Source organism: Sulfitobacter sp. AS59 (genome assembly GCF_038899995.1).
In the GTDB taxonomy this organism is placed as follows: domain Bacteria; phylum Pseudomonadota; class Alphaproteobacteria; order Rhodobacterales; family Rhodobacteraceae; genus Sulfitobacter.
This window is the reverse complement of the sequence record NZ_JBBMQK010000001.1, coordinates 207,655-229,101: the sequence shown is the minus strand read 5'-3', so window position 1 is coordinate 229,101 and position 21,447 is coordinate 207,655. Positions and strand designations below refer to the sequence as shown.

General features: G+C 57.3%; 22 protein-coding genes. 16 read left to right on the top strand and 6 right to left on the bottom strand.

The genetic code is table 11. The annotated features are described in order from the left end of the window. The first annotated feature begins 4 nt into the window (after window positions 1-4). From rseP to lpxB, 8 genes are all read left to right on the top strand, one after another. Window positions 5-1,357 carry an RIP metalloprotease RseP gene (gene rseP / locus WNY39_RS01175; protein ID WP_342843380.1) on the top strand — a complete coding sequence of 451 codons (1,353 nt, stop codon included), beginning with the start codon at window positions 5-7 and terminating at the stop codon, window positions 1,355-1,357. Between the two features lie 101 nt (window positions 1,358-1,458). Beyond that, window positions 1,459-1,584 carry a hypothetical protein gene (locus tag WNY39_RS01170; RefSeq protein ID WP_342843378.1) on the top strand — a complete coding sequence of 42 codons (126 nt, stop codon included), beginning with the start codon at window positions 1,459-1,461 and terminating at the stop codon, window positions 1,582-1,584. A gap of 232 nt (window positions 1,585-1,816) precedes the next feature. Continuing rightward, window positions 1,817-4,084 carry an outer membrane protein assembly factor BamA gene (gene bamA, locus WNY39_RS01165; RefSeq protein ID WP_342843376.1) on the top strand — a complete coding sequence of 756 codons (2,268 nt, stop codon included), beginning with the start codon at window positions 1,817-1,819 and terminating at the stop codon, window positions 4,082-4,084. A 46-nt stretch (window positions 4,085-4,130) separates the two neighbouring features. After that, window positions 4,131-4,652, top strand: a complete 522-nt coding sequence (locus WNY39_RS01160) for an OmpH family outer membrane protein (protein ID WP_342843375.1) — start codon at window positions 4,131-4,133, stop codon at window positions 4,650-4,652. Between the two features lie 68 nt (window positions 4,653-4,720). Next, window positions 4,721-5,179 carry a 3-hydroxyacyl-ACP dehydratase FabZ gene (fabZ, locus tag WNY39_RS01155; protein WP_341235097.1) on the top strand — a complete coding sequence of 153 codons (459 nt, stop codon included), beginning with the start codon at window positions 4,721-4,723 and terminating at the stop codon, window positions 5,177-5,179. Next, window positions 5,179-5,961 (top strand): acyl-ACP--UDP-N-acetylglucosamine O-acyltransferase, encoded by a 783-nt coding sequence (lpxA, locus tag WNY39_RS01150; protein ID WP_342843373.1) that lies wholly within the window; start codon window positions 5,179-5,181, stop codon window positions 5,959-5,961. Before fabZ ends, lpxA begins: the two co-directional genes overlap by 1 nt. Next, window positions 5,961-6,752 (top strand): UDP-2,3-diacylglucosamine diphosphatase LpxI, encoded by a 792-nt coding sequence (lpxI, locus tag WNY39_RS01145; protein ID WP_342843371.1) that lies wholly within the window; start codon window positions 5,961-5,963, stop codon window positions 6,750-6,752. The genes lpxA and lpxI overlap by 1 nt, the downstream gene beginning before the upstream one ends. Next, the gene (gene lpxB / locus WNY39_RS01140) at window positions 6,749-7,921 is read left to right on the top strand and encodes a lipid-A-disaccharide synthase (protein WP_342843369.1); all 1,173 of its coding nucleotides are present in this window, start codon (window positions 6,749-6,751) and stop codon (window positions 7,919-7,921) included. Before lpxI ends, lpxB begins: the two co-directional genes overlap by 4 nt. 50 nt (window positions 7,922-7,971) lie before the next feature. Here the strand turns inward: lpxB and mnmA are convergent, their stop codons facing one another. Next, window positions 7,972-9,114 (bottom strand): tRNA 2-thiouridine(34) synthase MnmA, encoded by a 1,143-nt coding sequence (mnmA, locus tag WNY39_RS01135; protein ID WP_342843368.1) that lies wholly within the window; start codon window positions 9,112-9,114, stop codon window positions 7,972-7,974. 134 nt (window positions 9,115-9,248) lie between these two features. Here mnmA and WNY39_RS01130 point away from each other — a divergent pair, with 134 nt between their 5' ends. From WNY39_RS01130 to WNY39_RS01110, 5 genes are all read left to right on the top strand, one after another. Beyond that, window positions 9,249-9,527 carry a DUF1153 domain-containing protein gene (locus WNY39_RS01130; RefSeq protein WP_342844331.1) on the top strand — a complete coding sequence of 93 codons (279 nt, stop codon included), beginning with the start codon at window positions 9,249-9,251 and terminating at the stop codon, window positions 9,525-9,527. A 99-nt stretch (window positions 9,528-9,626) separates the two neighbouring features. Then, the gene (locus WNY39_RS01125; RefSeq protein ID WP_341235102.1) at window positions 9,627-10,346 is read left to right on the top strand and encodes a response regulator transcription factor; all 720 of its coding nucleotides are present in this window, start codon (window positions 9,627-9,629) and stop codon (window positions 10,344-10,346) included. An 84-nt stretch (window positions 10,347-10,430) separates the two neighbouring features. Then, complete coding sequence (gene ligA, locus WNY39_RS01120; protein WP_342843366.1) at window positions 10,431-12,551, top strand: NAD-dependent DNA ligase LigA; 2,121 nt, start codon at window positions 10,431-10,433, stop codon at window positions 12,549-12,551. Further along, complete coding sequence (recG, locus tag WNY39_RS01115) at window positions 12,548-14,638, top strand: ATP-dependent DNA helicase RecG (protein ID WP_342843364.1); 2,091 nt, start codon at window positions 12,548-12,550, stop codon at window positions 14,636-14,638. The genes ligA and recG overlap by 4 nt, the downstream gene beginning before the upstream one ends. Before the next feature lie 99 nt (window positions 14,639-14,737). Beyond that, window positions 14,738-14,866 (top strand): hypothetical protein, encoded by a 129-nt coding sequence (locus WNY39_RS01110; protein ID WP_257884172.1) that lies wholly within the window; start codon window positions 14,738-14,740, stop codon window positions 14,864-14,866. Between the two features lie 206 nt (window positions 14,867-15,072). On the opposite strand, the gene WNY39_RS01105 is transcribed toward WNY39_RS01110, so the two are convergent. Continuing rightward, window positions 15,073-15,534, bottom strand: a complete 462-nt coding sequence (locus WNY39_RS01105; protein WP_342843361.1) for an iron-sulfur cluster assembly scaffold protein — start codon at window positions 15,532-15,534, stop codon at window positions 15,073-15,075. 73 nt (window positions 15,535-15,607) lie between these two features. On the opposite strand from WNY39_RS01105, the gene hisI reads away from it, so the two are divergent. Next, entirely contained in the window at window positions 15,608-15,967 is a 360-nt protein-coding gene (hisI, locus tag WNY39_RS01100) for a phosphoribosyl-AMP cyclohydrolase (RefSeq protein WP_342843359.1), read from the top strand. Window positions 15,968-15,976: 9 nt separating this feature from the next. On the opposite strand, the gene gluQRS is transcribed toward hisI, so the two are convergent. The 3 genes from gluQRS to WNY39_RS01085 form a co-directional block, all read right to left on the bottom strand. Next, the gene (gluQRS, locus tag WNY39_RS01095; protein WP_342843357.1) at window positions 15,977-16,816 is read right to left on the bottom strand and encodes a tRNA glutamyl-Q(34) synthetase GluQRS; all 840 of its coding nucleotides are present in this window, start codon (window positions 16,814-16,816) and stop codon (window positions 15,977-15,979) included. Further along, window positions 16,813-18,165 carry a methylenetetrahydrofolate--tRNA-(uracil(54)-C(5))-methyltransferase (FADH(2)-oxidizing) TrmFO gene (gene trmFO / locus WNY39_RS01090; protein ID WP_342843355.1) on the bottom strand — a complete coding sequence of 451 codons (1,353 nt, stop codon included), beginning with the start codon at window positions 18,163-18,165 and terminating at the stop codon, window positions 16,813-16,815. The genes gluQRS and trmFO overlap by 4 nt, the downstream gene beginning before the upstream one ends. A gap of 79 nt (window positions 18,166-18,244) precedes the next feature. Further along, window positions 18,245-19,030 (bottom strand): enoyl-CoA hydratase, encoded by a 786-nt coding sequence (locus WNY39_RS01085; RefSeq protein ID WP_342843353.1) that lies wholly within the window; start codon window positions 19,028-19,030, stop codon window positions 18,245-18,247. Window positions 19,031-19,087: 57 nt separating this feature from the next. On the opposite strand from WNY39_RS01085, the gene WNY39_RS01080 reads away from it, so the two are divergent. Beyond that, a complete protein-coding gene (locus WNY39_RS01080) occupies window positions 19,088-19,507 on the top strand; it encodes a PaaI family thioesterase (protein WP_342843351.1) in 420 nt (139 codons plus the stop codon). Between the two features lie 87 nt (window positions 19,508-19,594). On the opposite strand, the gene WNY39_RS01075 is transcribed toward WNY39_RS01080, so the two are convergent. After that, window positions 19,595-19,825 carry a DUF1127 domain-containing protein gene (locus WNY39_RS01075; RefSeq protein WP_341235111.1) on the bottom strand — a complete coding sequence of 77 codons (231 nt, stop codon included), beginning with the start codon at window positions 19,823-19,825 and terminating at the stop codon, window positions 19,595-19,597. Between the two features lie 98 nt (window positions 19,826-19,923). Between WNY39_RS01075 and WNY39_RS01070 the strand changes: the two genes are divergently transcribed. Continuing rightward, the gene (locus tag WNY39_RS01070) at window positions 19,924-21,339 is read left to right on the top strand and encodes a PLP-dependent aminotransferase family protein (RefSeq protein ID WP_342843348.1); all 1,416 of its coding nucleotides are present in this window, start codon (window positions 19,924-19,926) and stop codon (window positions 21,337-21,339) included. Window positions 21,340-21,447 lie beyond the last annotated feature (108 nt).

Genomic DNA, 21,447 nt, shown 5'->3' with positions numbered 1-21,447 from the left:
CGTTTTGGATATTTTTGCACTGATACCCCAATTTGGCGGGCTGATCTGGACTTTGCTGGCGTTTATTATCGCGCTGTCCGTGATCGTCGCGATCCATGAATACGGCCACTATATTGTCGGGCGGTGGTCGGGCATTCACGCTGATGTGTTTTCGCTGGGGTTCGGGCCGGTTCTGTACAGCCGTGTCGATAAACGCGGTACCGTTTGGCAGATCGCGGCACTTCCTTTTGGCGGATATGTAAAATTTGCGGGCGATGCGAATGCGGCCTCCGGCAAGGATGAAACGGCGATGGCGGCGGCGCAGGACGATCCCGCGCGCCTGCGCAGCACAATGCACGGTGCCCCGCTTTGGGCACGTGCGGCCACGGTTGCGGCGGGTCCGTTGTTCAACTTTGCCATGTCCATTATCATTTTCACGGTGATCGCCTTGCAAGTCGGGGTGCCAAAGGATCCGCTGACCATTGGTGACATACGTCCCTTACCGTTTGTGGAATCGCAGCTGCAGTCGGGGGATGAGATTCTATCAGTTGCGGGTATTTCGATCCCGTCTGCCGATGATGTCACCGCGTATGCCGACGCTTTTGACGCCATCCCACTGGCTCAGCCGCTGTATTACGACGTGATGCGCGACGGCCAACAGATGACAGTGCCGGGCCCTTACATTATGCCGACCTTGATCAAGCAGGTCATGCCACAATCGGCCGCCTATGAGGCCGGATTGATGGCGGGTGACGTGATCACCGGCGTTGATGGCGTGCCGATTTTTGCCTTTAGCCAGCTCAAGAAATTCGTGGAAGCATCCGAGGGCAGGGCGTTGTTGCTGACCGTATGGCGCGACGGCGAAACGCTTGAGTTCACCATGCGCCCCAAAGTGATTGATGAACCCCAGCCCGACGGCAGTTTCAAGTCGCAGACGCGGATTGGTATTGCAGGCGGCACCGCCTTTGATGCGGCCACCACAACCCCCGGCGTGCTGGATGCGCTGTGGTCCGGCGTGGCCAACACGGGCCGTATTATCGAAGGGTCGATTTCCGGCCTCAAGCACATGATCATCGGGAATATCAGCACCTGCAATCTGTCTGGGCCGGTCGGAATCGCCCAAACTTCTGGCGCGATGGCGTCGCAGGGCGCGCAATCGTTCATCTATTTCATCGCGGTGTTGTCAACGGCGGTGGGCCTGTTGAACCTGTTCCCGATCCCAGCCTTGGACGGGGGCCATCTGGTGTTTTATGCCTACGAGGCCGTCACCGGTAAGCCGCCAAGCGATGGCGCATTGCGGATCCTGATGACCATCGGCTTAACACTTGTTTTGGGGCTGATGGTCTTTGCCCTTGGGAACGATCTGTTCTGCCCGTAAAGGCCAAAATGTCGCAAACGCCACAATATTGCCACAATTGACGAAAAGTTTCGCCTTATTTGATGCGTATCCCCTTTGCTATGTGAGCAAAGGGGTATCTCATGACTGCCATCAAATCCAACTACCGTGGCCTAAGCCTTTTGGTTGATCTGAACTGGGATCGTGCCCTGTACTTGGGCGCTTTGGCATTTGCGCTGGCTGCTGGTGCGTATCTCGGCTCTGCCTAAGGGTCGCCGCCTGTTACAATCTGATGATGAGACAAGCCGATTGAAGCCCTGATTTGGGGGGCTTCATCGGCTTCTTGCTTTTGACAACGGGCATTAATTTGTCTAATCAGATTCAAAATTGAATTAAATACAGGTGTATAAAATGGGGCATGAAAACGGGTTGGGCAATTCCGTCCAGAAGTCGGCGGTAGTGCCATTCTCAAAATCTCTGCGGAACGCTTCATTTTGTGTAATGCTGTCAGTGGCTTGGCTTGTTCCAGGGTCGCAAGGGCACGCCCAGGATTACCAGTTCAGTACGATCCAGATCGAAGGCAATAACCGGATCGGCGACAGCGCCGTTCTAAGCCGCGCCGGAATCGCACGGGGCCGGGCTGTGTCGGGTGGTCAATTGAACGACGCCTATCAAAATCTGCAGGCCAGCGGTCTGTTTGAATCGGTTACGATTGAACCGCGCGGCGGCACCTTGGTGATTACCGTTGTTGAATACCCCACGATCAACCGCATCAGCTTTGAGGGTAACGCCCGTATCAAGGACGAAGCGCTGGCTGCCATGATCGGATCGGACGCGCGCCGCGTGTTTAACCCGACGCAAGCCGAAAAAGACGCTAATGCCATCGCCGAGGCCTATGGCAACGATGGCCGCATTTCGGCGCGGGTCCAGCCCAAGGTCATTCGCCGCAGCCAAAACCGCGTTGATCTGGTGTTTGAAATTTTCGAAGGCGACAACGTCGAGATCGAGCGCCTGAGCTTTGTCGGCAACCGCGTCTATTCGGACCGCCGCTTGCGCCGTGTCCTAGGCACCAAACAGGCCGGCTTGTTCCGCTTCTTGATCAAACGCGACACTTTTGTTGCGCAGCGCACGGATATTGACCGGCAGATGCTGCGTGATTTCTATAACTCGCGCGGCTATGTCGACATGCGGATTTCGGCGGTAAACGCCCAGCTGACCGAAGAACGGGACGGCTATTTCGTTCAGTTCAACATCCAAGAAGGCCAGCAATTCAAGTTCGGTGATATGTCGGTCACATCGACAATCAACGGCGTCGATCCTGCCGTTTACCAGAACATCGTCAAAGCCAAATCCGGTGCTGTCTATTCACCCACCTTGGTTGAAACGGATATTGCGCGGATGGAACGCCAGGCGATCCGTGACGGCATCGATTTCATGCGGATCGAACCAGTGATTACGCGAAACGATCGCACCCTGACCTTGGATGTGGAATACCGCATCACCCGTGGCCCGCGTGTTTTTGTCGAACGGATCGATATTGAGGGCAACACAACAACGATGGACCGTGTTGTGCGTCGTCAGTTTGACAGCGTCGAAGGTGACCCGTTCAATCCCCGCGAAATCCGCGCCAGTGCCGAACGCATCCGCGCGCTTGATTATTTCGAAACCGCAGAGGTTAATGCCCGTGAAGGGTCAAGCCCCGAACAGGTGGTGATCGACGTCAACGTTGTTGAAAAACCAACCGGGTCGCTGAACTTTGGTGGCTCGTTCTCGTCCACGGACGGGGTCGGTGTCGCGATCAGCTTTGCCGAGGATAACTTCCTTGGGCGTGGGCAAAAACTGAACCTGACCGTTAGCACCGCAGAAGATGCAAAACGCTATGGGTTGGGCTTTATTGAACCCAGCCTGCTGGGCCGCGACGTGGCCTTTGGTCTGAACCTGGATTACGCGGAAACCAATTCGTCCTACGCGACCTTTGATTCCGAGCGTCTGACCTTTAGCCCCAGCCTGACCTTCCCGGTCAGCGAAAATGGTCGCCTACAGCTGCGCTATACGTTTGAAGACTTTGAGATGATCGAACGCGAGACGCCAGAGCAGGGCCCGGTTATCAGCAATGATATCGCTGCGGGTGCGCAAACGGCGTCGTCGCTTGGCTATACCTACAGCTATGACACACGCCGTGCCGGTATCGACCCGACCTCGGGCGTATTGCTGCAATTTGGTCAGGATTTTGCCGGACTGGGTGGCGATTCCAAATTTGTTAAAACCACAGCCAAGGTTGTTGGTGAAAAGCAGATCCTGAACGAGGAAGTTACCTTGCGTGCCAGCCTTGAAGGCGGGGCATTGGCGTGGAGCGAAGGCAACAACCGCGTCGTTGACCGTTTCTTGCTTGGCCCGTCGATCATGCGTGGCTTTGAATCCGGTGGCATCGGTCCACGTGACCAAAGCGGCACCTATGACGATGCGCTTGGCGGTAACCTCTATGTGGTTGCCCGGTTCGAGGCTGAATTCCCCATCGGTCTGCCCGAAGAATACGGCATCTCGGGCGGTGTGTTCTATGACGTTGGCAACCTTTGGGACCTGTCCGACGTAAATACGACAGGCGGCACAATTGTCGGTGAAGACGGCTCCTTCCGCCATGTTATCGGCGTATCCTTGTTCTGGGAAACCCCTGTCGGGCCATTGCAGTTCAACGTGTCGAAGGCCCTGCAAAAGGAAGACTACGATCAGGAACAATCGTTCGAAGTTACCCTAAGAACCCAGTTCTGATGGCCAGATGCGTCTGAACCGATTTATAATATGTTTGATCCCGGCTTTGTCTCTTTTGACAGGGCCGGGATTTTCGCAACAGGCAGGTGGCCCCGCCGCCCGCGCCTTGATCCAAAGCCCAATCCTGACCATTGATTCCGACCGCGTTTTCAACGAAAGCGCCTTTGGTCTGCGGGTTGCTGCGGAAATCGAAGCCCAAAGCGCGGAACTCTCCAACGAAAACCGCAAGATCGAACGCGATCTGGAGACAGAAGAAGAACGGCTGACCGCGCTGCGCAAAACCATGAACGCCGAAGCCTTTCGTTTGCTGGCAAATGCCTTTGACGAAAAGGTACAGCAAACCCGTCAGGCACAGGCTGCCAAGAGCCGGGCGTTGAGCGATCTGGTGGATCAGGAACGCGAAGTGTTCCTAAACGCCGCCAGCCCCGTACTGGAGGAGTTGATGCGAGACACAGGGGCGGCCGTGATCCTTGAACGCCGCTCTGTTTTCGTAAGTGCCAACGCCATCGACATCACAAATCAGGCCATCGCACGCCTGAATGCATCACTGGGCAGTGGCAAAGACTAGACCGCCCGCTTGCTCAAGCGCAGCAATATTGCTAGCCAGACGTAGTTTTTCAAAAGACAGGACCCGCAATGACTGACACCCTGCCAAGCGCTGACATCCAGATGATCCAGCGGATCATTCCCCACCGTTACCCGTTTTTGCTGGTCGATAAGGTGGTCGATATCCAAGGTACCGACAGCGCCGTGGGCCTGAAAAACGTGACCATGAACGAACCGCATTTTCAGGGGCATTTCCCCGGCATGCCGATCATGCCCGGCGTCACAATCGTCGAGGCGATGGCACAAACCGCCGCTGTGATGGTCGGTGTGACGCTTGAGATGGCGGATAAGGAAATGAAGGTCTATTTCATGGCCATCGACAAATGCAAATTCCGCCGCAAGGTTATCCCGGGCGACGTTCTGCGGATGGAGCTGAAAACCCTGCGCGGCAAGCCCGGCGGCAAGGTCTGGCGCTTTGGCGGCGTGGCCAGCGTCGAGGGCGAAATGGCGGCCGAGGTCGAATTCACCGCTATGATGGACATGTCCTGATGGGTCATATTCACCCCAGTGCGGTTATCGAAGAGGGCGCGCAGATTGATCCGTCGGCCACCGTCGGGCCGTTTTGCGTTGTTGGCCCTCAGGTTGTGCTGCATGCGGATGTCATTCTGAAATCCCACGCCATCGTCACCGGCCAGACCGAGGTGGGCGAGGGCACGGTTATCTTTCAGTTCGCCGTGATCGGTGAGATTCCCCAAGATTTGAAATTCAAGGGCGAGGCCAGCCGTCTGGTGATTGGCAAGCGCAACCGCATCCGTGAACATGTGACCATGAACTGCGGCACCGAAGGCGGTGGCGGGCTGACCAAGATCGGTGACGACGGTCTGTTCATGGCAGGCTGCCACGTTGCGCATGACGCCATTCTGGGCGACCGGGTGATCATGGCCAACAGCAGCGCCGTTGCGGGCCACTGTATCATCGATGATGACGTGATCATCGGCGGGCTTGCGGGTATCCATCAATTCGTACGCATCGGCCACGGGGCCATTATCGGTGCCGTGACCATGGTGACCAATGATGTGATCCCATACGGGCTGGTGCAGGCCCCACGTGGTGCCTTGGACGGTTTGAACCTTGTCGGGCTGAAACGGCGCGGCGTTGCGCGCAGCGACATCACCGCCCTTAGGGCCGCGTTCCAAATGTTGGCGCAGGGCGAGGGAACGTTCCACGACCGCGCGCAGCGCTTGGGCGGCGAAACCGAAAGCGACTATGTACGCGAGATCGTCGATTTCGTTATGGCCGACACGGGCCGCCATTTCCTGACGCCGGGCTGATGCTAGCGCTGATCGCTGGGGGCGGCGGACTGCCCCAACGGGTGGCAGATACGCAGGCCGAAGCACCGCTGGTTTGTGCCTATGAGGATGTGCCCGTCGAAGGGCTGACACCCGCGCTGACCTTCCGGCTGGAAACCCTTGGCAGCTTGATTAAAGCCTTGACAGAAAAGGGCGTTTCCCGCGTCTGCTTCTGTGGCAGCGTACCGCGCCCGCGCTTTGATCCGTCAAAGCTCGATGCGGATACCATGCCGCTGGTGCCGATGTTCCAAAAGGCCTTGGCGGCAGGGGACGACGGTGCCCTGCGCGTGCTGATCGAGATCTTCGAACAAGCCGGCATGACGGTTATTGCAGCCCATGATTTGGCCCCTGATCTTTTGGCAAAGGCCGGTGTTCTGGGCGCGCAGGAACCTGACGCCGCGATGGAACAAGACGCCGCGCGTGCCGCCCAAGTGGTTGCGACCCTTGCGCCCTTGGACGTCGGACAATGCTGTGTTGTTGGCGGTGGTCAGGTCTTCGGGATCGAAGCCATCGGCGGCACCGATCATCTTCTGGCCACCTTGCCCGAGCGGGTGAAAACCTCCCGCGCCATCCTGTTCAAAGGGCCAAAACACGGCCAAAGCCGTCTGATCGACATGCCCACCATTGGCCCCGCGACGCTTGAGGCTGCCCATAAAGCGGGCCTTGCCGGTGTCGTGATCGCAGCAGGCGGGGTGATTGTCCTAGAGCCTGAACGCTGCGCTTCCCTTGCGGATGATCTGGGGCTGGTCCTTTGGGCGCGGGCACCGGAATGAAGGCGTTTATCATCGCGGGCGAACCTTCTGGGGATCGTTTGGGTGGTGCGCTGATGGCGGGGCTAAAAACCTTGCGCCCTGATGTGACGTTTGAGGGGATCGGCGGCAGTGACATGACCGCTGAGGGGCTGCAAAGCCGGTTCGACATGTCGGAACTGTCGGTTATGGGCATCGCCGAGATCCTGCCGAAATACCGCGCCTTGATGGCCCGGATCAACGAGACTGCCGAGGCCGTGATCGCCGCCAAGCCCGACGTGATGATCACCATCGATAGCCCTGATTTTTCGCTGCGCGTGGCCAAGCGGGTCAAGGCCAAGTCTGACATTCGCACGGTTCATTACGTCGCCCCCACGGTCTGGGCATGGCGCCCCGGTCGGGCCAAAAAGATGGCGCGCTACATCGATCACGTGCTGGCGCTATTCCCGTTTGAAACACCGTTGATGCAAGCCGAAGGCATGGACTGCGATTTCGTGGGGCACCCCGTGGTGGCCGAACCCGTCGCGACGCAGGGCGAAGCGCAGGCGTTTCGTGCAGAGGCCGGTATTGGCGACGCACCGCTGTTGATGGTTTTGCCCGGATCACGGCGGTCAGAGGTAGCTAAACTGTCGGGTGTGTTCGGCGATGCGGTGGCGCAGTTTGCCAAAACCGTGCCGGATTTGCGCGTTGTTATCCCTGCGGCGGGCCCCGTTGCAGATGCGGTGATTGATGCCTGTCAGGATTGGGCGGTCGCGCCGGTCATCCTCGATCCACGCGGGCTAAGTCGAGAGGATGCACAAGCCCGCAAGCTGGCTGCATTCCGCGCGGCGGACTTGGCGCTGGCGGCGTCAGGTACGGTTTCGCTGGAACTTGCCGCCGCTGCGACCCCGATGGTCATTGCCTACCGCATGCATTGGCTCAGCTTTCGTTTGATCAAGGCGATGGCGTTGATTGATACGGTGACCTTGGTGAACTTGGTCTCTGACACGCGTGTGGTGCCAGAGTTTTTAGGGCCAGACTGCACGCCGGACCGGATTGCAGGCGGATTAAGGGATGTCTTTGAGGCACCGGATGCACAGAGGGCCGCCATGGCCCTGACGATGGCGCGGTTGGGGCAGGGTGGTGAAGCCCCCGGTTTGCGCGCTGCACGGGCCGTTTTGGGCCGTATGGGACTGGTTTCAAGCGACGCATGAGGGGCGCTGCCCCTCAAACTCCCCGGGATTTTAGTCCATTTGGAAATAGTTTAGCCTTTGTGGATCCATCCGCCGCCAAAGATGCGCGAGCTGTCTGGGTCATAGAAGACGCAAGCTTGGCCCGGGGAAATACCTTCCTCGGGGACCAGCAATTCAACCTCGGCTGTGGTGTCGCTGATCGGGCGCAGGATGGCGTCGATCGGCGGGCGGGTTGAGCGGACTTTGACGGCGATTGGCCATTCGGATTTCGACATCAACGGGGTGTCGCCAAGCCAGTTGATCTCGCGCAGGGGGACCGTGCGTGTGGCGAGCATGGATTTCGGGCCGACGACGACTTGGGCCTTGTCCGCATCAAGACGGACCACGTAGAGCGGATCGGCGAGGCCACCAATGCCAAGCCCGCGACGTTGCCCGATGGTATAATTGATCACACCATCATGACGGGCCAGAACATTGCCGTCTGTATCAACGATATCACCGGGATTTGCGGCCTCGGGGCGCAGTTTGCGGATGACGGCAGCGTAATCACCATTGGGCACAAAACAGATGTCTTGGCTGTCGGGTTTATCCGCCACGCTCAGCCCGTATTTTTCCGCCAGCGCACGCGTATCGTTCTTGGAGGGCAGGTGCCCCAAGGGAAAACGCAGATAGTCGAGCTGTTCTTTGGTCGTGGAAAACAGGAAATAGCTTTGATCGCGGTTAGCATCGGCGGCGCAGTGCAGTTCGGCACCGTTTTCACCCATCTTGCGTTGGATATAATGGCCTGTCGCCATGCAATCAGCATCCAGATCCTTGGCGGTTTCAAGCAGGTCTTTGAATTTCACCCGTTCGTTGCAGCGAATGCAGGGGACCGGGGTCGCGCCGCCCAGATAGCTGTCGGCGAATTCGTCGATCACCGCGTCTTTGAACACGTTTTCATAGTCGAGCACATAGTGGGGGAAACCCATGTCCTCGGCCACGCGGCGCGCGTCGTGAATGTCGATCCCTGCACAGCATGCGCCCTTTTTCGCCAGGGCCGCGCCGTGGTCGTAAAGCTGCAGGGTGACGCCGACGACATCATAGCCTTCCTCGGCCAGCATGGCGGCCACGACCGAACTGTCGACGCCCCCGGACATGGCGACGACAACACGCGTATCGGCCGGGGCTTTTGCAAAGCCCAATGAGTTCAACGGCGGTGTGCGATCGAGTGGCATGACAATTCTCCGGGAGGTTTGATGCGATATATAAGAAAATGCGCTGTATTCTCAAGGGGGCACTTCATATGTCTTTAAGGCTGCCGTTTAACAATCGCTTTTATGACTAGGATTGGTGAATGGTGGTAGATGGTATGTATCTAAAGAAAGTCGACGGGCCGAGGGCGGTCACATTGCCGGACGGGACAACGTTCAGCCATGCAGATTTGCCCGATCGGGCGACCTGCAGATGGGTTGCATCCCGCAAAGCAGCGGTGGTGCGTGGTGTAGTCTATGGATTGATTAGCCAATCTGATGTATTTGAGAGATATAACATCAGTGAAGACGAGTTCCTTGAATGGGTTCGTGCTGTGTCAGAACATGGGGAGGCTGCCTTGCGTACAACGGCCTTGCAGAAATATAGGCAACTCTAGGTTGTTTTGCTGCAAATCATATGCCATTAACGTGTGATTAATTGTTTTTGTCCACGGTATGCTTTGGTAGAGCAAAGATTGAAGTAGCGGAGAAACCGAATGCGCGTATTGCTGGTAGAAGACGATCCTACAACCTCGAAAAGCATCGAAATGATGCTGACCCACGCCAATTTGAACACCTATGCAACAGATTTGGGGGAGGAAGGGATCGATCTGGCAAAACTGTATGACTACGATCTTATCCTGCTCGATCTGGATTTGCCGGATATGAACGGGCACGAGGTGCTGCGCCAGCTGCGGCTGAGCCGGATTGAAACGCCGATCCTGATCCTTTCGGGGTCCGACGATACCGAAAGCAAGATCAAGGGATTTGGTTTTGGCGCTGACGATTATCTGACAAAGCCGTTTCACCGCGAAGAACTGGTCGCACGCATTCACGCGATTATCCGGCGGTCCAAGGGGCATTCGCAATCTGTCATCAATACAGGAAAAATTTCGGTTAATCTGGACGCCAAGACTGTGACTGTGGATCAAAAGACCGTGCATCTGACGGGCAAAGAATACCAGATGTTTGAACTGCTGAGCCTGCGCAAAGGCACGACATTGACCAAAGAAATGTTCCTGAACCACTTATATGGCGGCATGGACGAGCCCGAGCTGAAGATTATCGACGTCTTTATTTGCAAACTGCGTAAAAAGCTAAGCGTCGCCACGGGTGGTGAAAACTACATCGAAACCGTGTGGGGCCGTGGTTATGTTTTGCGCGATCCGGAACCGGATGCGATGTCGGGCCAAGAAAAGATGGCTGTCGGGCTTTAATCTTCTGAGCGCGATATCTGCTAGACCTGCGAAAGATGCCTGCGTATTTATGCACCAGTAGTGACAGTAAACTGGGGCAGTGCTTTGAATTCAGATATCGCCGTTCAAGACCTGACGGAAACCCAAGCACGGGCTGAGTTGGAAGCGCTGGCCGCTATCCTACGCCAGGCCAACTTGGATTATCACGGCGAGGACGCGCCCCGGATCAGTGACGCGGAATATGACCGGCTCAAGCTGCGCAATGCGCAAATTGAAGAACGGTTTCCATCGCTGAAGCGCCCCGACAGCCCCAGCGAGCAGGTAGGGGCTGTACCGTCCGAGGGGTTTTCCAAGGTCACCCATGCGGTTGCGATGCTGTCGCTGTCCAACGCGTTCGATGATGAGGACGTGATCGATTTCGATGCGCGGATTCGAAAGTATCTGGGTCTGTCGCAAGAAGCAGAGCTTGAATACACGGCAGAGCCAAAGATCGATGGCCTGTCTTTATCGCTTCGCTATGAAAATGGGGTTTTGGTGCAGGCGGCCACGCGCGGCGATGGGGCCGTCGGCGAAAATGTGACAGCAAATGCCAAGACCGTCGACAATATCCCCCAAAAGCTGGACGGCGCACCCGACCTGCTTGAGGTGCGCGGCGAAGTATATATGAGCCACGCCGATTTTGAGGCGCTGAACGAACGTCAACTGGCCAACGGCGGCAAACCCTTTGCCAATCCGCGCAATGCGGCGGCGGGGTCTCTGCGTCAGCTGGATGCTGAGATTACCCGGTCGCGCCCGCTAAAGTTTTTTGCTTATGCATGGGGTGCATTATCGGCACCACTGTCGGATACCCAATATGGCGCGATCAAACAGCTTGAGGCGTTTGGTTTTTCGGTAAATGCGCTGACAGAAATCTGCAAAACGCCGCAGGATCTTATCGACCATTATGCGAAGATCGAAGAACAGCGCGCGACACTTGGCTATGACATTGATGGCGTGGTCTACAAAACAAATGATCTGTCGTTGCAAGAGCGTTTGGGCTTTCGGTCAACAACGCCGCGATGGGCCATTGCGCATAAGTTCCCCGCTGAACTGGCTTGGACACGGCTTGAAGATATCACAATTCAAGTCGGTCGCACCGGTGCCTTGTCACCCGTTGCGCGGTTGAAACCGGTCACGGTAGGCGGTGTCGTCGTGTCAAACGCGACGCTGCATAACGAGGATTATATCAAAGGGCTGGACAGCAAGGGCAACAAAATCAGGGACGGCAAAGACATACGCATCGGCGATTGGGTGCAGGTGTATCGCGCGGGCGATGTAATCCCTAAAATTGCAGATACTGATCTGAGCAAACGCCCTGCCGATGCCGAACCCTATGAATTTCCAACCATATGCCCCGAATGCGGCAGCGATGCGATCCGCGAAGAAGGGGATGCCGTCCGCCGCTGCACAGGTGGGCTGATTTGTCCGGCGCAAGCTGTCGAAAAGTTGAAGCATTTTGTGTCACGTGCGGCGTTTGACATTGATGGTTTGGGCGCAAAACAGGTCGAACAGTTCTATACTGACGGATGGATCGCCGAGCCTGCGGATATTTTTACGCTGAAAGAACGTTATGGCAGCGGCATGCAGCAGTTGAAAAACCGCGAAGGTTGGGGGGATAAATCCGCCGACAAGCTGTTTCAGGCGATTGAGGATAAGCGTAAAATACCGCTGTCTCGGCTGATTTTCGCCCTTGGAATTCGCCATGTGGGCGAAGCTGCGTCAAACCTTGTGGCCCAGCATTACACCACGTGGGACGCGTTCGAGGCCGCGATGGCCCAAGCAGCACCGATGGAAGGGCCCGCTTGGGATGATCTGATTGGTGTCGATGGCGTGGGTGCGGTGATGGCGAAATCTTTGGTTAACAGCTTTAACCAAGAGGCCGAGCGCGCGTCGATTGACCGGCTTGTGGCGGAGTTAACCATTCAAGAGACCAAGCGCCCATCGACCGAAGGGTCGCCTGTCGCGGGCAAAACGATTGTGTTTACCGGCACGCTTGAGAAAATGAGCCGCGCGGAAGCCAAAGCGCGCGCGGAACGTTTGGGCGCGAAGGTGTCGGGATCGGTCAGTGCCAAGACCGACATCTTGGTGGCCGGGCCGGGGGCCGGTTCCAAGGCGAAAAAGGCGGCTGATCTGGGGATCAAAACATTGGACGAAGACGAATGGCTTGACCTGATTGCAGGCTTATGACGGGCCGGCCCGAACCCCTTTTCCCGCTGTTCGCGGGGCTTGAAACCCTCGAAGGGGTAGGGCCGAAAACGGCGCAGCATTTCGCACAGTTGAACATTCTCGCGCCGCGTGACCTGCTGTTTACATTGCCATATTCCGGGATTGACCGGCAACTGCGGCCGACCATCAAAGACGCGATTTTGCCCGACACGGTGACCGTGGCCATCACCGTCGGCCCACACCGGCCAGCGGCCAATAAAACCGGCGCGTACCGCATCCATGTCGAAGATTCGCAAACGTCGTTTCAACTGGTGTTTTTCCACGCGCGCGGGGATTATCTTAAGCGCCAATTGCCCGAAGGATCGCGCCGGATTGTGTCCGGGCGGGTCGAATTATTCGACGGGATGGCACAGATGGTGCACCCCGATTTCATGGTGGCCGAGGACGAAGCGGACCAGGTACCCGCGTTCGAGCCTGTCTATCCGTTAACCAGCGGGATCACGCAAAAACTGATGTACAAGGCCACGCGGGCGGCGCTGGCCCGGGCACCCGAATTTGACGAATGGATTGATCCGTCGCAGAAAGCCAAGGCCGGTTGGCCCGATTTCAACGTGGCGATCCGCGCCGCCCATGACCCTGAAACCATGGCCGATTTATCGGCGACGGCCCCCACACGGGAACGGTTGGCCTATGATGAATTCATGGCGCATCAGTTAACGCTGGCCCTGGCCCGCGCCAAGGAACGCCGCAAAAAGGGCAGGCCTAGCCAAGGGACTGGTGAGCTCCAAAAACGGGTTCTGGCGGCGTTACCCTACAAGCCGACCACCGCGCAGACCCGTGCAATTGCCGAGATCGCCGCGGATATGGCCAGCCCGCAGCGCATGAACCGGCTGTTGCAGGGCGATGTGGGCGCGGGCAAGACCTTGGTCGCCTTTATGGCGCTGCTTGCGGCGGTCGAATCCGGCGGGCAGGGCGTGTTGATGGCCCCGACAGAAATCCTTGCACGTCAGCATCTTGAGGGGCTGCAACCGCTTGCTGAACAAGCCGGTGTGGTTCTGGAAATCCTGACCGGCAGGGACAAAGGGGCCGAACGCCGGGCCAAGCTCGCGGCCTTGGCCAGTGGTGCGATCCAGATTTTGGTCGGCACCCATGCCGTATTTCAGGCCGATGTCAGCTTTGCCGATCTGCGCCTTGCCGTGGTTGATGAACAGCACCGTTTTGGCGTGCGGCAACGGCTTGAGCTGGGGCAAAAGGGACATCTGGCCGATGTCTTGGTGATGACGGCAACGCCGATCCCCCGGTCCCTCGCCCTGGCGCAATATGGGGATATGGACGTGTCGGTCTTGGATGAAAAGCCAGCGGGGCGCAAACCGATCCGCACGGCCTTGGTCAGTACCGACCGCATTCCCGAAGTGGTCGAACGCCTGCGCGCCGCCGTTAACGAAGGGCGGCAATGCTATTGGGTTTGTCCGCTCGTCGAAGAAAGCGAAGTCAGCGACCTGATCGCGGCCGAGGAGCGGTTTAAACGTCTGCGCGCAGCACTGGGCGAAGGCGTAGTTGGCTTGGTGCACGGGCAGATGCCGCCCACCGAAAAAGACGCCGCCATGCGGGCGTTCCAGAATGGTGAAACCAAGGTGCTGGTTGCCACGACGGTGATCGAGGTTGGCGTTGACGTGCCCAATGCCAGCATCATTGTGATCGAACGCGCCGAAAGCTTTGGTTTGGCGCAGTTGCACCAGCTGCGCGGCCGTGTGGGGCGGGGGCAGGCGGAATCGACCTGCCTGCTGCTGTACAAATCCCCACTAAGCGAGACAGGCAAACAACGGTTAGAGGTCCTGCGCGAGACGGAGGACGGGTTTGTGATCGCCGAAACCGATCTAAAGATGCGCGGCACAGGCGATTTGATCGGTACGGCACAATCGGGTGTTCCGCGTTTTCGGGTCGCCGATCTGGAACGTCAGGCAGCATTGATGCAAACCGCCCAATCCGACGCCCGCAAATTGCTGGCCGATGACCCCGAACTGGCAAGCCACCGGGGGCAGGCCGCGCGGATGTTATTGTGGCTCATGCGGCAGGATGAGGCGATCCGTTTGATTACAGTGGGTTAGCGGTTTTCGACACTCTTTGTTCGCAAATGTTCTCAAAAAGTTCTTTACACAGCGTTAAAAAAATGAGAACAAAGAGGCAACAGAGAGTGGAGGACGCAGATGACAACGTTTAGAACAGTCAAAGCCATCGCCAAACGGTCGCAAGATACGATTTTGCAAGATGCTGTTGGTATGGCCGCCTTGGTTGTGATCCTTGTTGCCGGGTTGCACATTCCCTCTTTTGTTTGACTTCTGCCTACGCACTTTGTGTCGTATTGATCTAGGAAACGCATCTGTCCCAAACTTTATGCGTTCAACCACACTGCCTGTCCTTGGTTGAAAACGCCGATTGTCCCCTCGGCACCCGGATCAACACGAGCCTGCACAAATAAAGCGTGACTGCGCCGCCATCCCTTTGGATGTGCGGCGTTTTTTTTAGACCGTTGTCGGGAGTATTAACGAGTCTCGGCAACGCCTTCGGACTGGCTTTGCTGCATGGCTTCGGCCAGTGCTTCGATCGTTAGCAGGATCGACGCATGGCGGTTTTTATAATCAACAGCGGGGGTCAGTACCTCGAACCCATCGAACGGCGCGTCGGGAACCGGGCCCTTGCCCTTGAGCATCGCCTTAAGCTGGTCGCGCGCAGTTTCGATCTGGGGCAAGGTTGCACCGATTGCCGCGGCACCCGATACCGCTGCCGCCGCCTGACCCAATGCACAGGCTTTGACGTCTTGGCCCATCTCGGCCAGCTTGCCGTCTTTCACGACCACATCCACCGTCACGGTCGACCCACACAGGGGCGAGCGCCGCGTGACCGTCGCATCGGGATGATCCAGCCGCCCGACATGCGGAATGTCAGCTGCCAAGCCCAAAATACGGGCGGAGTAGAGCTTGATCAGATCCGTGTCGGCACTCATGGCTGTTCCTTTCTGCGCGTACACCCTACATAAGCCACTAAACAGATGATGCAAAAATAAATTGGGGGTCCCCATGGAATTCGATCCAAGCACATTGAAATATAACGAGGCCGGGCTGATCCCCGCAATCGCCCAAGATGCGGAATCGGGCGAAGTGCTGATGATGGCATGGATGAACGCCGATGCGGTAAGCCAAACGCTGGCCACTGGCCGCGTTACCTACTGGAGCCGTTCGAGGCAATCTTTCTGGATCAAGGGCGAAACCAGCGGCCACGTGCAAGAGCTGGTCGAGTTCCGTATTGATTGTGACCGCGATTGTCTGCTGGTCGTTGTGAACCAGACCGGTGCGGCGTGTCACACGGGGCGGCGGAACTGCTTTTACACCTTGGTCGATAATGGTGTTGAACGTATCACACTGGACGTGATGGATTAACGACGCCAGCTAAGCACTTGTCATTAATCGGATATCTTGCGGCGATGCCCCTTCGGAGCGATAGAGAGATATCGCCCGCGCGTCGTCGCGTTTGGCCAACCGTTTGCCATGTTCATCGCGGATCAGTTTGTGGTGGTGGTAAAGCGGTGGTTTATGCCCAAGCAAATGCAGCAACAAAACCTGCACTTGCGTAAATTCAAACAGGTCGACACCCCGCACCACATGGGTGATCCCTTGGGTGATGTCGTCCAAGGCAGAGGCAAGGAAATAGGCCGCGGTTTGAATATCTTTCCGCCCGATCACAATATCGCCGACAGATGCAATAATCTCTTCCCGATCAATGACATGAACGCCTTTCTTCAAGTCGCCAAGCTCCGTAAATGACAACGGCTCACCGCCCAAGGCATCCATTGCGCGATCCATATGCAAGCGCAGCGCGTCCGTGGGGCCGCGCTCTGACATGCTCCGGTGCTTGCAGGTCTGCGGATAGACGGCGTGCGGCGCACCCTCTTGCGGGGCGGCCAAGGCGGCGGTGATATCTTTGCGGCTGCAGCGGCAGGGATAGGTTAAACCCTGCGCAATCAGTGCCTCAACACTTTGATTATAGGCGTCAAAATGTTCCGACTGCATCAGGGGTGGCGCGTCCCATGTGATGCCAAGCCAGGTCAGATCATCGATGATCTGCGCGACATACTCCGGCTTTGACCGCTCCAGATCCGTATCTTCAAACCGCAGCAAAAACTGCCCACCTGCCGCGCGCGCCATGTCATGGGCCAGCAATGCGGAATAGGCATGCCCCAGATGCAGCGGCCCCGTGGGGGACGGCGCAAATCGGGTGACGAAGCTCACGCGGAAACGGGCGCGCCGTTCAGCCAGGCCTGCCAGTCTTCCTTGGCGCGGTCGGTATAGGCTTTGTAGCGGTCTTTGCGGCCACGGCGGCCTGATTTCAGCCCTTCAACCGGGGGAAACAGCCCGAAATTGACATTCATGGGCTGGAAGGTTTTCGCCTCTGCGCCGCCACTGATATGGGTGATCAACGCGCCGGTTGCCGTTGTCGGTGGGGGCGGTGTGGCGGTTTCGCCCTTGATTTCGGCCACGGCCAAACGACCGGCCAGCAGACCCATGGCAGCACTTTCAACATAGCCTTCGACGCCGGTGATTTGCCCTGCAAACCGGATATTGGGCTGGCTGCGCAGGCGCATCTGATCGTCCAACAACGTGGGCGAGTTCAGGAATGTATTGCGATGAATGCCGCCAAGCCGCGCAAAGGATGCGTTTTCAAGGCCGGGGATCATCCGCAACACTTCGGTCTGGGCACCGTATTTCATCTTGGTCTGGAAACCGACGATGTTGTACAGCGTGCCCAGTTTGTTGTCGCGGCGCAGCTGCACCACAGCATAGGGTTTGTTTTCCGGATCATTGGCATTGGTCAGGCCGACAGGCTTCATCGGGCCAAACCGCAAGGTCTCGCGGCCACGTTCCGCCATCACCTCGATCGGCAGGCAGCCGTCGAAATAGCCCGCAGTTTCGCCTTCTTTAAATTCGGTCTTATCGGCGGCCAGCAGGGCGTCGATGAACGCCTCGTATTGATCCTTGGTCATCGGGCAATTGAGGTAGGCGGTGCGCTCTTCCTCGGTCTCGCCCTTGTCATAGCGTGATTGCATCCACGCTTTGCTCATGTCGATGCTGTCATGATAGATGATCGGCGCGATGGCGTCGAAAAAGGCCAACGCCTCGGCCCCGGTTTCAGCCGCGATGGCCTGCGCCAGATTGCCCGAGGTCAGCGGCCCCGTGGCAATAATCCAATGCCCCTCGCGGGGCAGCTCGGTAATCTCGCCGTATTCAACGGTGATATTGGGGTGCGCCATCAGCGCGTCGGTTACCGATTGTGCGAAAGGGTCACGGTCAACGGCCAGCGCACCGCCCGCAGGCAGGCGGTGTTTTTCGGCCGTGGCCATAATCAACCCGTTGGCCGCGCGCATTTCCCAATGCAGCAGTCCCACCGCGTTTTGTTCGCTATCGTCCGAACGGAACGAATTTGAACACACCATTTCCCCCAGTAAACCGGTCTGATGGGCAAAGGTGCCGACCTTGGGCCGCATCTCGTGAAGAACGACCTGAATGCCAGCGTTCGCGGCCTGCCAAGCGGCCTCTGATCCGGCCATTCCGCCGCCGATGATATGAAGTGTTTGTGTCATACGGCCGATGTAGGGCAGGGGCGGTATCTATGCAATAGAACCTCGCCAAAACCTAAACGTGGCCAACGACAGTCTGGGGTTACTGGTCCCACGCCGGATCACGTTTTTCCAGAAAGGCGCTGATCCCTTCCTCGGTATCGCGGTGCAGCATATTTTCGACCATCACATCGCCCGTATAGGCATAGGCCTGATCGGTGGGCATTTGCAGCTGATTGTAAAATGCCTGTTTGCCGATTTTGACGGCCACGCCCAGCTTGGCCGCGATCTGGTCCGACAGCGCTTGCGTTTCCATGGCCAGCTCATGTTCAGGCACGACACGGTTGATCAGCCCCAGCTCTTGCGCGCGGGATGCTTCGATAAATTCACCGGTGGTGAGCATTTCAAACGCGTGTTTGCGCGGGATGTTACGGCTAAGCGCGACCATTGGGGTCGAGCAAAACAAGCCGATGTTAACGCCATTGACGCCGAACCGCGTGCCTTCGGCGGCGACGGCCATGTCGCAGGTCGCGACCAATTGGCACCCTGCTGCCGTGGCGATCCCGTGAACTTGGGCGATCACCGGCTGGGGCATCGACTGAATGCCCGCCATCACGCGGCTGCACCGTTCGAACAGATCCTTGAACGCCGCAGCGCCGCCGTCTTGGGTCTGGCGCATGGCGGTCATCTGCTTGAGGTCATGGCCTGCACAAAACGCCTTGCCCCGCCCGGCAAGGGTGACAACCCGTATCGAAGGCGTCTCGGCGATCTCGTCCAATGTGGTTTGCAGCGCCGCCAACATTTCATCCGAGAGGGCATTCAACCGCTCGGGTGCATTCATGGTTAACCTTGCTACCGCACCGTCACTTTCAACTTCGAGAATTGTCATCTTGCCCTCCTGATCAATTTGCCAGAGCGTAGCCCCGACATAAGAAGGAAGACAAGTATGCCGATTATGATGGATGCCGATGCGCTCGCCGTTTTTATGAAAGACGTGTTTAAACAAGTCGCTGATGATTTTGCCATTGACCATGTGGGAGAAACCGACCTGACCACTCGGCTGCTGGTCGGCGACCGCCATTTGCGCCCAGGTGGCACGGTTTCAGGCCCGTCGATTTTCGCGCTGGCCGATGTCAGCGCCTATCTGATGACACTTGCGCGGATCGGGCCAAAGGCGTTGGCGGTGACAACGAACTGTTCGATTGATTTCATGCGCAAACCCGAAGCCGGCGTCGATCTTATCGCCAAAACACGGCTTCTTAAGCTGGGTAAACTGCTGTCGGTGTGTGATGTGCTGGTGTTTTCCGATGGGATGGAACAACCCGTGGCGCGGGCATCGCTGACCTATGCCATTCCGCCAAAATAAATGTATCAAAACACCTTTGGTACAATTGAAAAAAGGGCCGGTGTATACCGGCCCAAGTGAAGAGGTCTGGCTAGCGCCACAGGGACGTTACGCTTTCCAGAACACCCGAATAGACTCATCATGAGCCTGTTTAGGTGTCAGTCCTACGTCATCCAACTGCCACGCCTCTAACTGTTTTAGAGCATGACGTGTACGGCGACGTGTTGCCATTTTCGTGACGCAGACCGCGAATTTTACCGCAATAACAGCTAGAACAGGCGTTCCGCGCTGGTTCAGGATGGCCACTGTTTCAGTGGAAAGGGTAAGGGTCTGTGTCATGAGAATCTCCTTAATATCTAATTGTATTGACACAATGTTGAGTGTACCGTAATAAAGTGGTACAAAATGCAGTACATTTTGAAAAGGAAAACATTGTAATGGGTACAATTTGGCAGCCGTCACTGGATCACGGGGCAGGGCCCAAGTACAAAGCTGTCGTTGCAGCCATTCGGCAAGGCATTGAAACCGGCGACCTGAAAGAGGGCGATAAACTGCCCCCCGTGCGCGATCTGGCGTGGACCTTACAAATTACCCCCGGCACCGTGGCGCGCGCCTATACGATGCTAACCGAAAGCGGCACCTTGCTGGCCGAGGTCGGGCGCGGCACCTTTGTTGCATCAAAGACGCCAACACCCGAACCCGAAGGCCCGATTGAAATTGATGTCATCGCCCACCAGTCGCAAAAGCTCGATGACCACTATAACGTTAATATGTTTTCTCCACATTTGCCGTCAGGCGGGCAGGCACGGCTGATCCGCAAACTGCTGGCCGAAGTGGCGCAGGAACCGCCGTCGGGCATCATGCATTACCCCAGCCGTATCGGCGCGCAACCGGCCCGCGAAGCTGTGGTGCGATGGTTAACCGGCACGCCGATGGGGGCCTTTGATCAGAGCGATGTGGTTCTGTCACATGGCGGGCAACATGCACTGTTGCTGGCGTTTCAGGCGATCTTGCAAGGGCGCAGGCCCGCGATTTTGATCGAAGAGCTATCCTATCCCGGCTTTCGCCGCGCTGCCGAACTGCTGCGCGCCGATGTGATCCCGCTTGCGATGGACGCCGATGGTGTGATCCCCGAGGCGATGGAGGAAGCCGCAAGAAACCACGACGCGCAAATCTTTTGTACCTCGCCAGAAGTCCACAACCCGACCGGCGGCTTTACCCCGGTCGCACGGCGCAATGAATTGGTGCGGATCGCGCGTAAATATGACATTCAAATCGTCGAGGATGATTGTTACCGGATGCGGGTTGAACGCGCACCGACCTACCGCATGCTGGCACCCGAACGCGGTTGGTATATCTCGTCACTGGCGAAAATCCTGACCCCAGCCTTGCGGATCGGTTTTGCCGTCGCCCCCGAAGGACGCACCCCCGATTTGCGCCGCGTGGCCGAATACAATTGCTTTGGCCTTGCCACCCCGTTGATTGACCTCTGCGCGAAACTGCTGACCCATCCGCAAATCGACACCTTGGCCGAAAACACCCGTCAGGGCTTTAACGTTTATGTGCAAAGCGCTGTGAACATTCTGGGCGGCTATGACGTAAGCTGGCGGGCGAATGTGCCCTATCTTTGGCTGCGTTTGCCGCAAGGCTGGCGGGCAGGGGCGTTTTGCCAAGCCGCCGAAGCGCGAGGGGTGCAGATCAGATCGGCCGAGGAATTCGTGAGCCGCGACGCCCGCGCGCCCCATGCGGTACGGATGGCTGTGAATGCAGGTGTTTCGCTAGAAAGCTATGAGGCCGCGATTTTGCGGCTGCGGCAGCTTCTGGATAACCCGCCAGAGCAGTTGAGCGTGTGATTTTTATGGGGTATTATTATACCTAATTTTCAAGACATTGTTTTTGAACGATTATTTCGGAAAAGCTGCGCTTGACGCGACATGGGGCGTGTTTATAACCCAGCCATC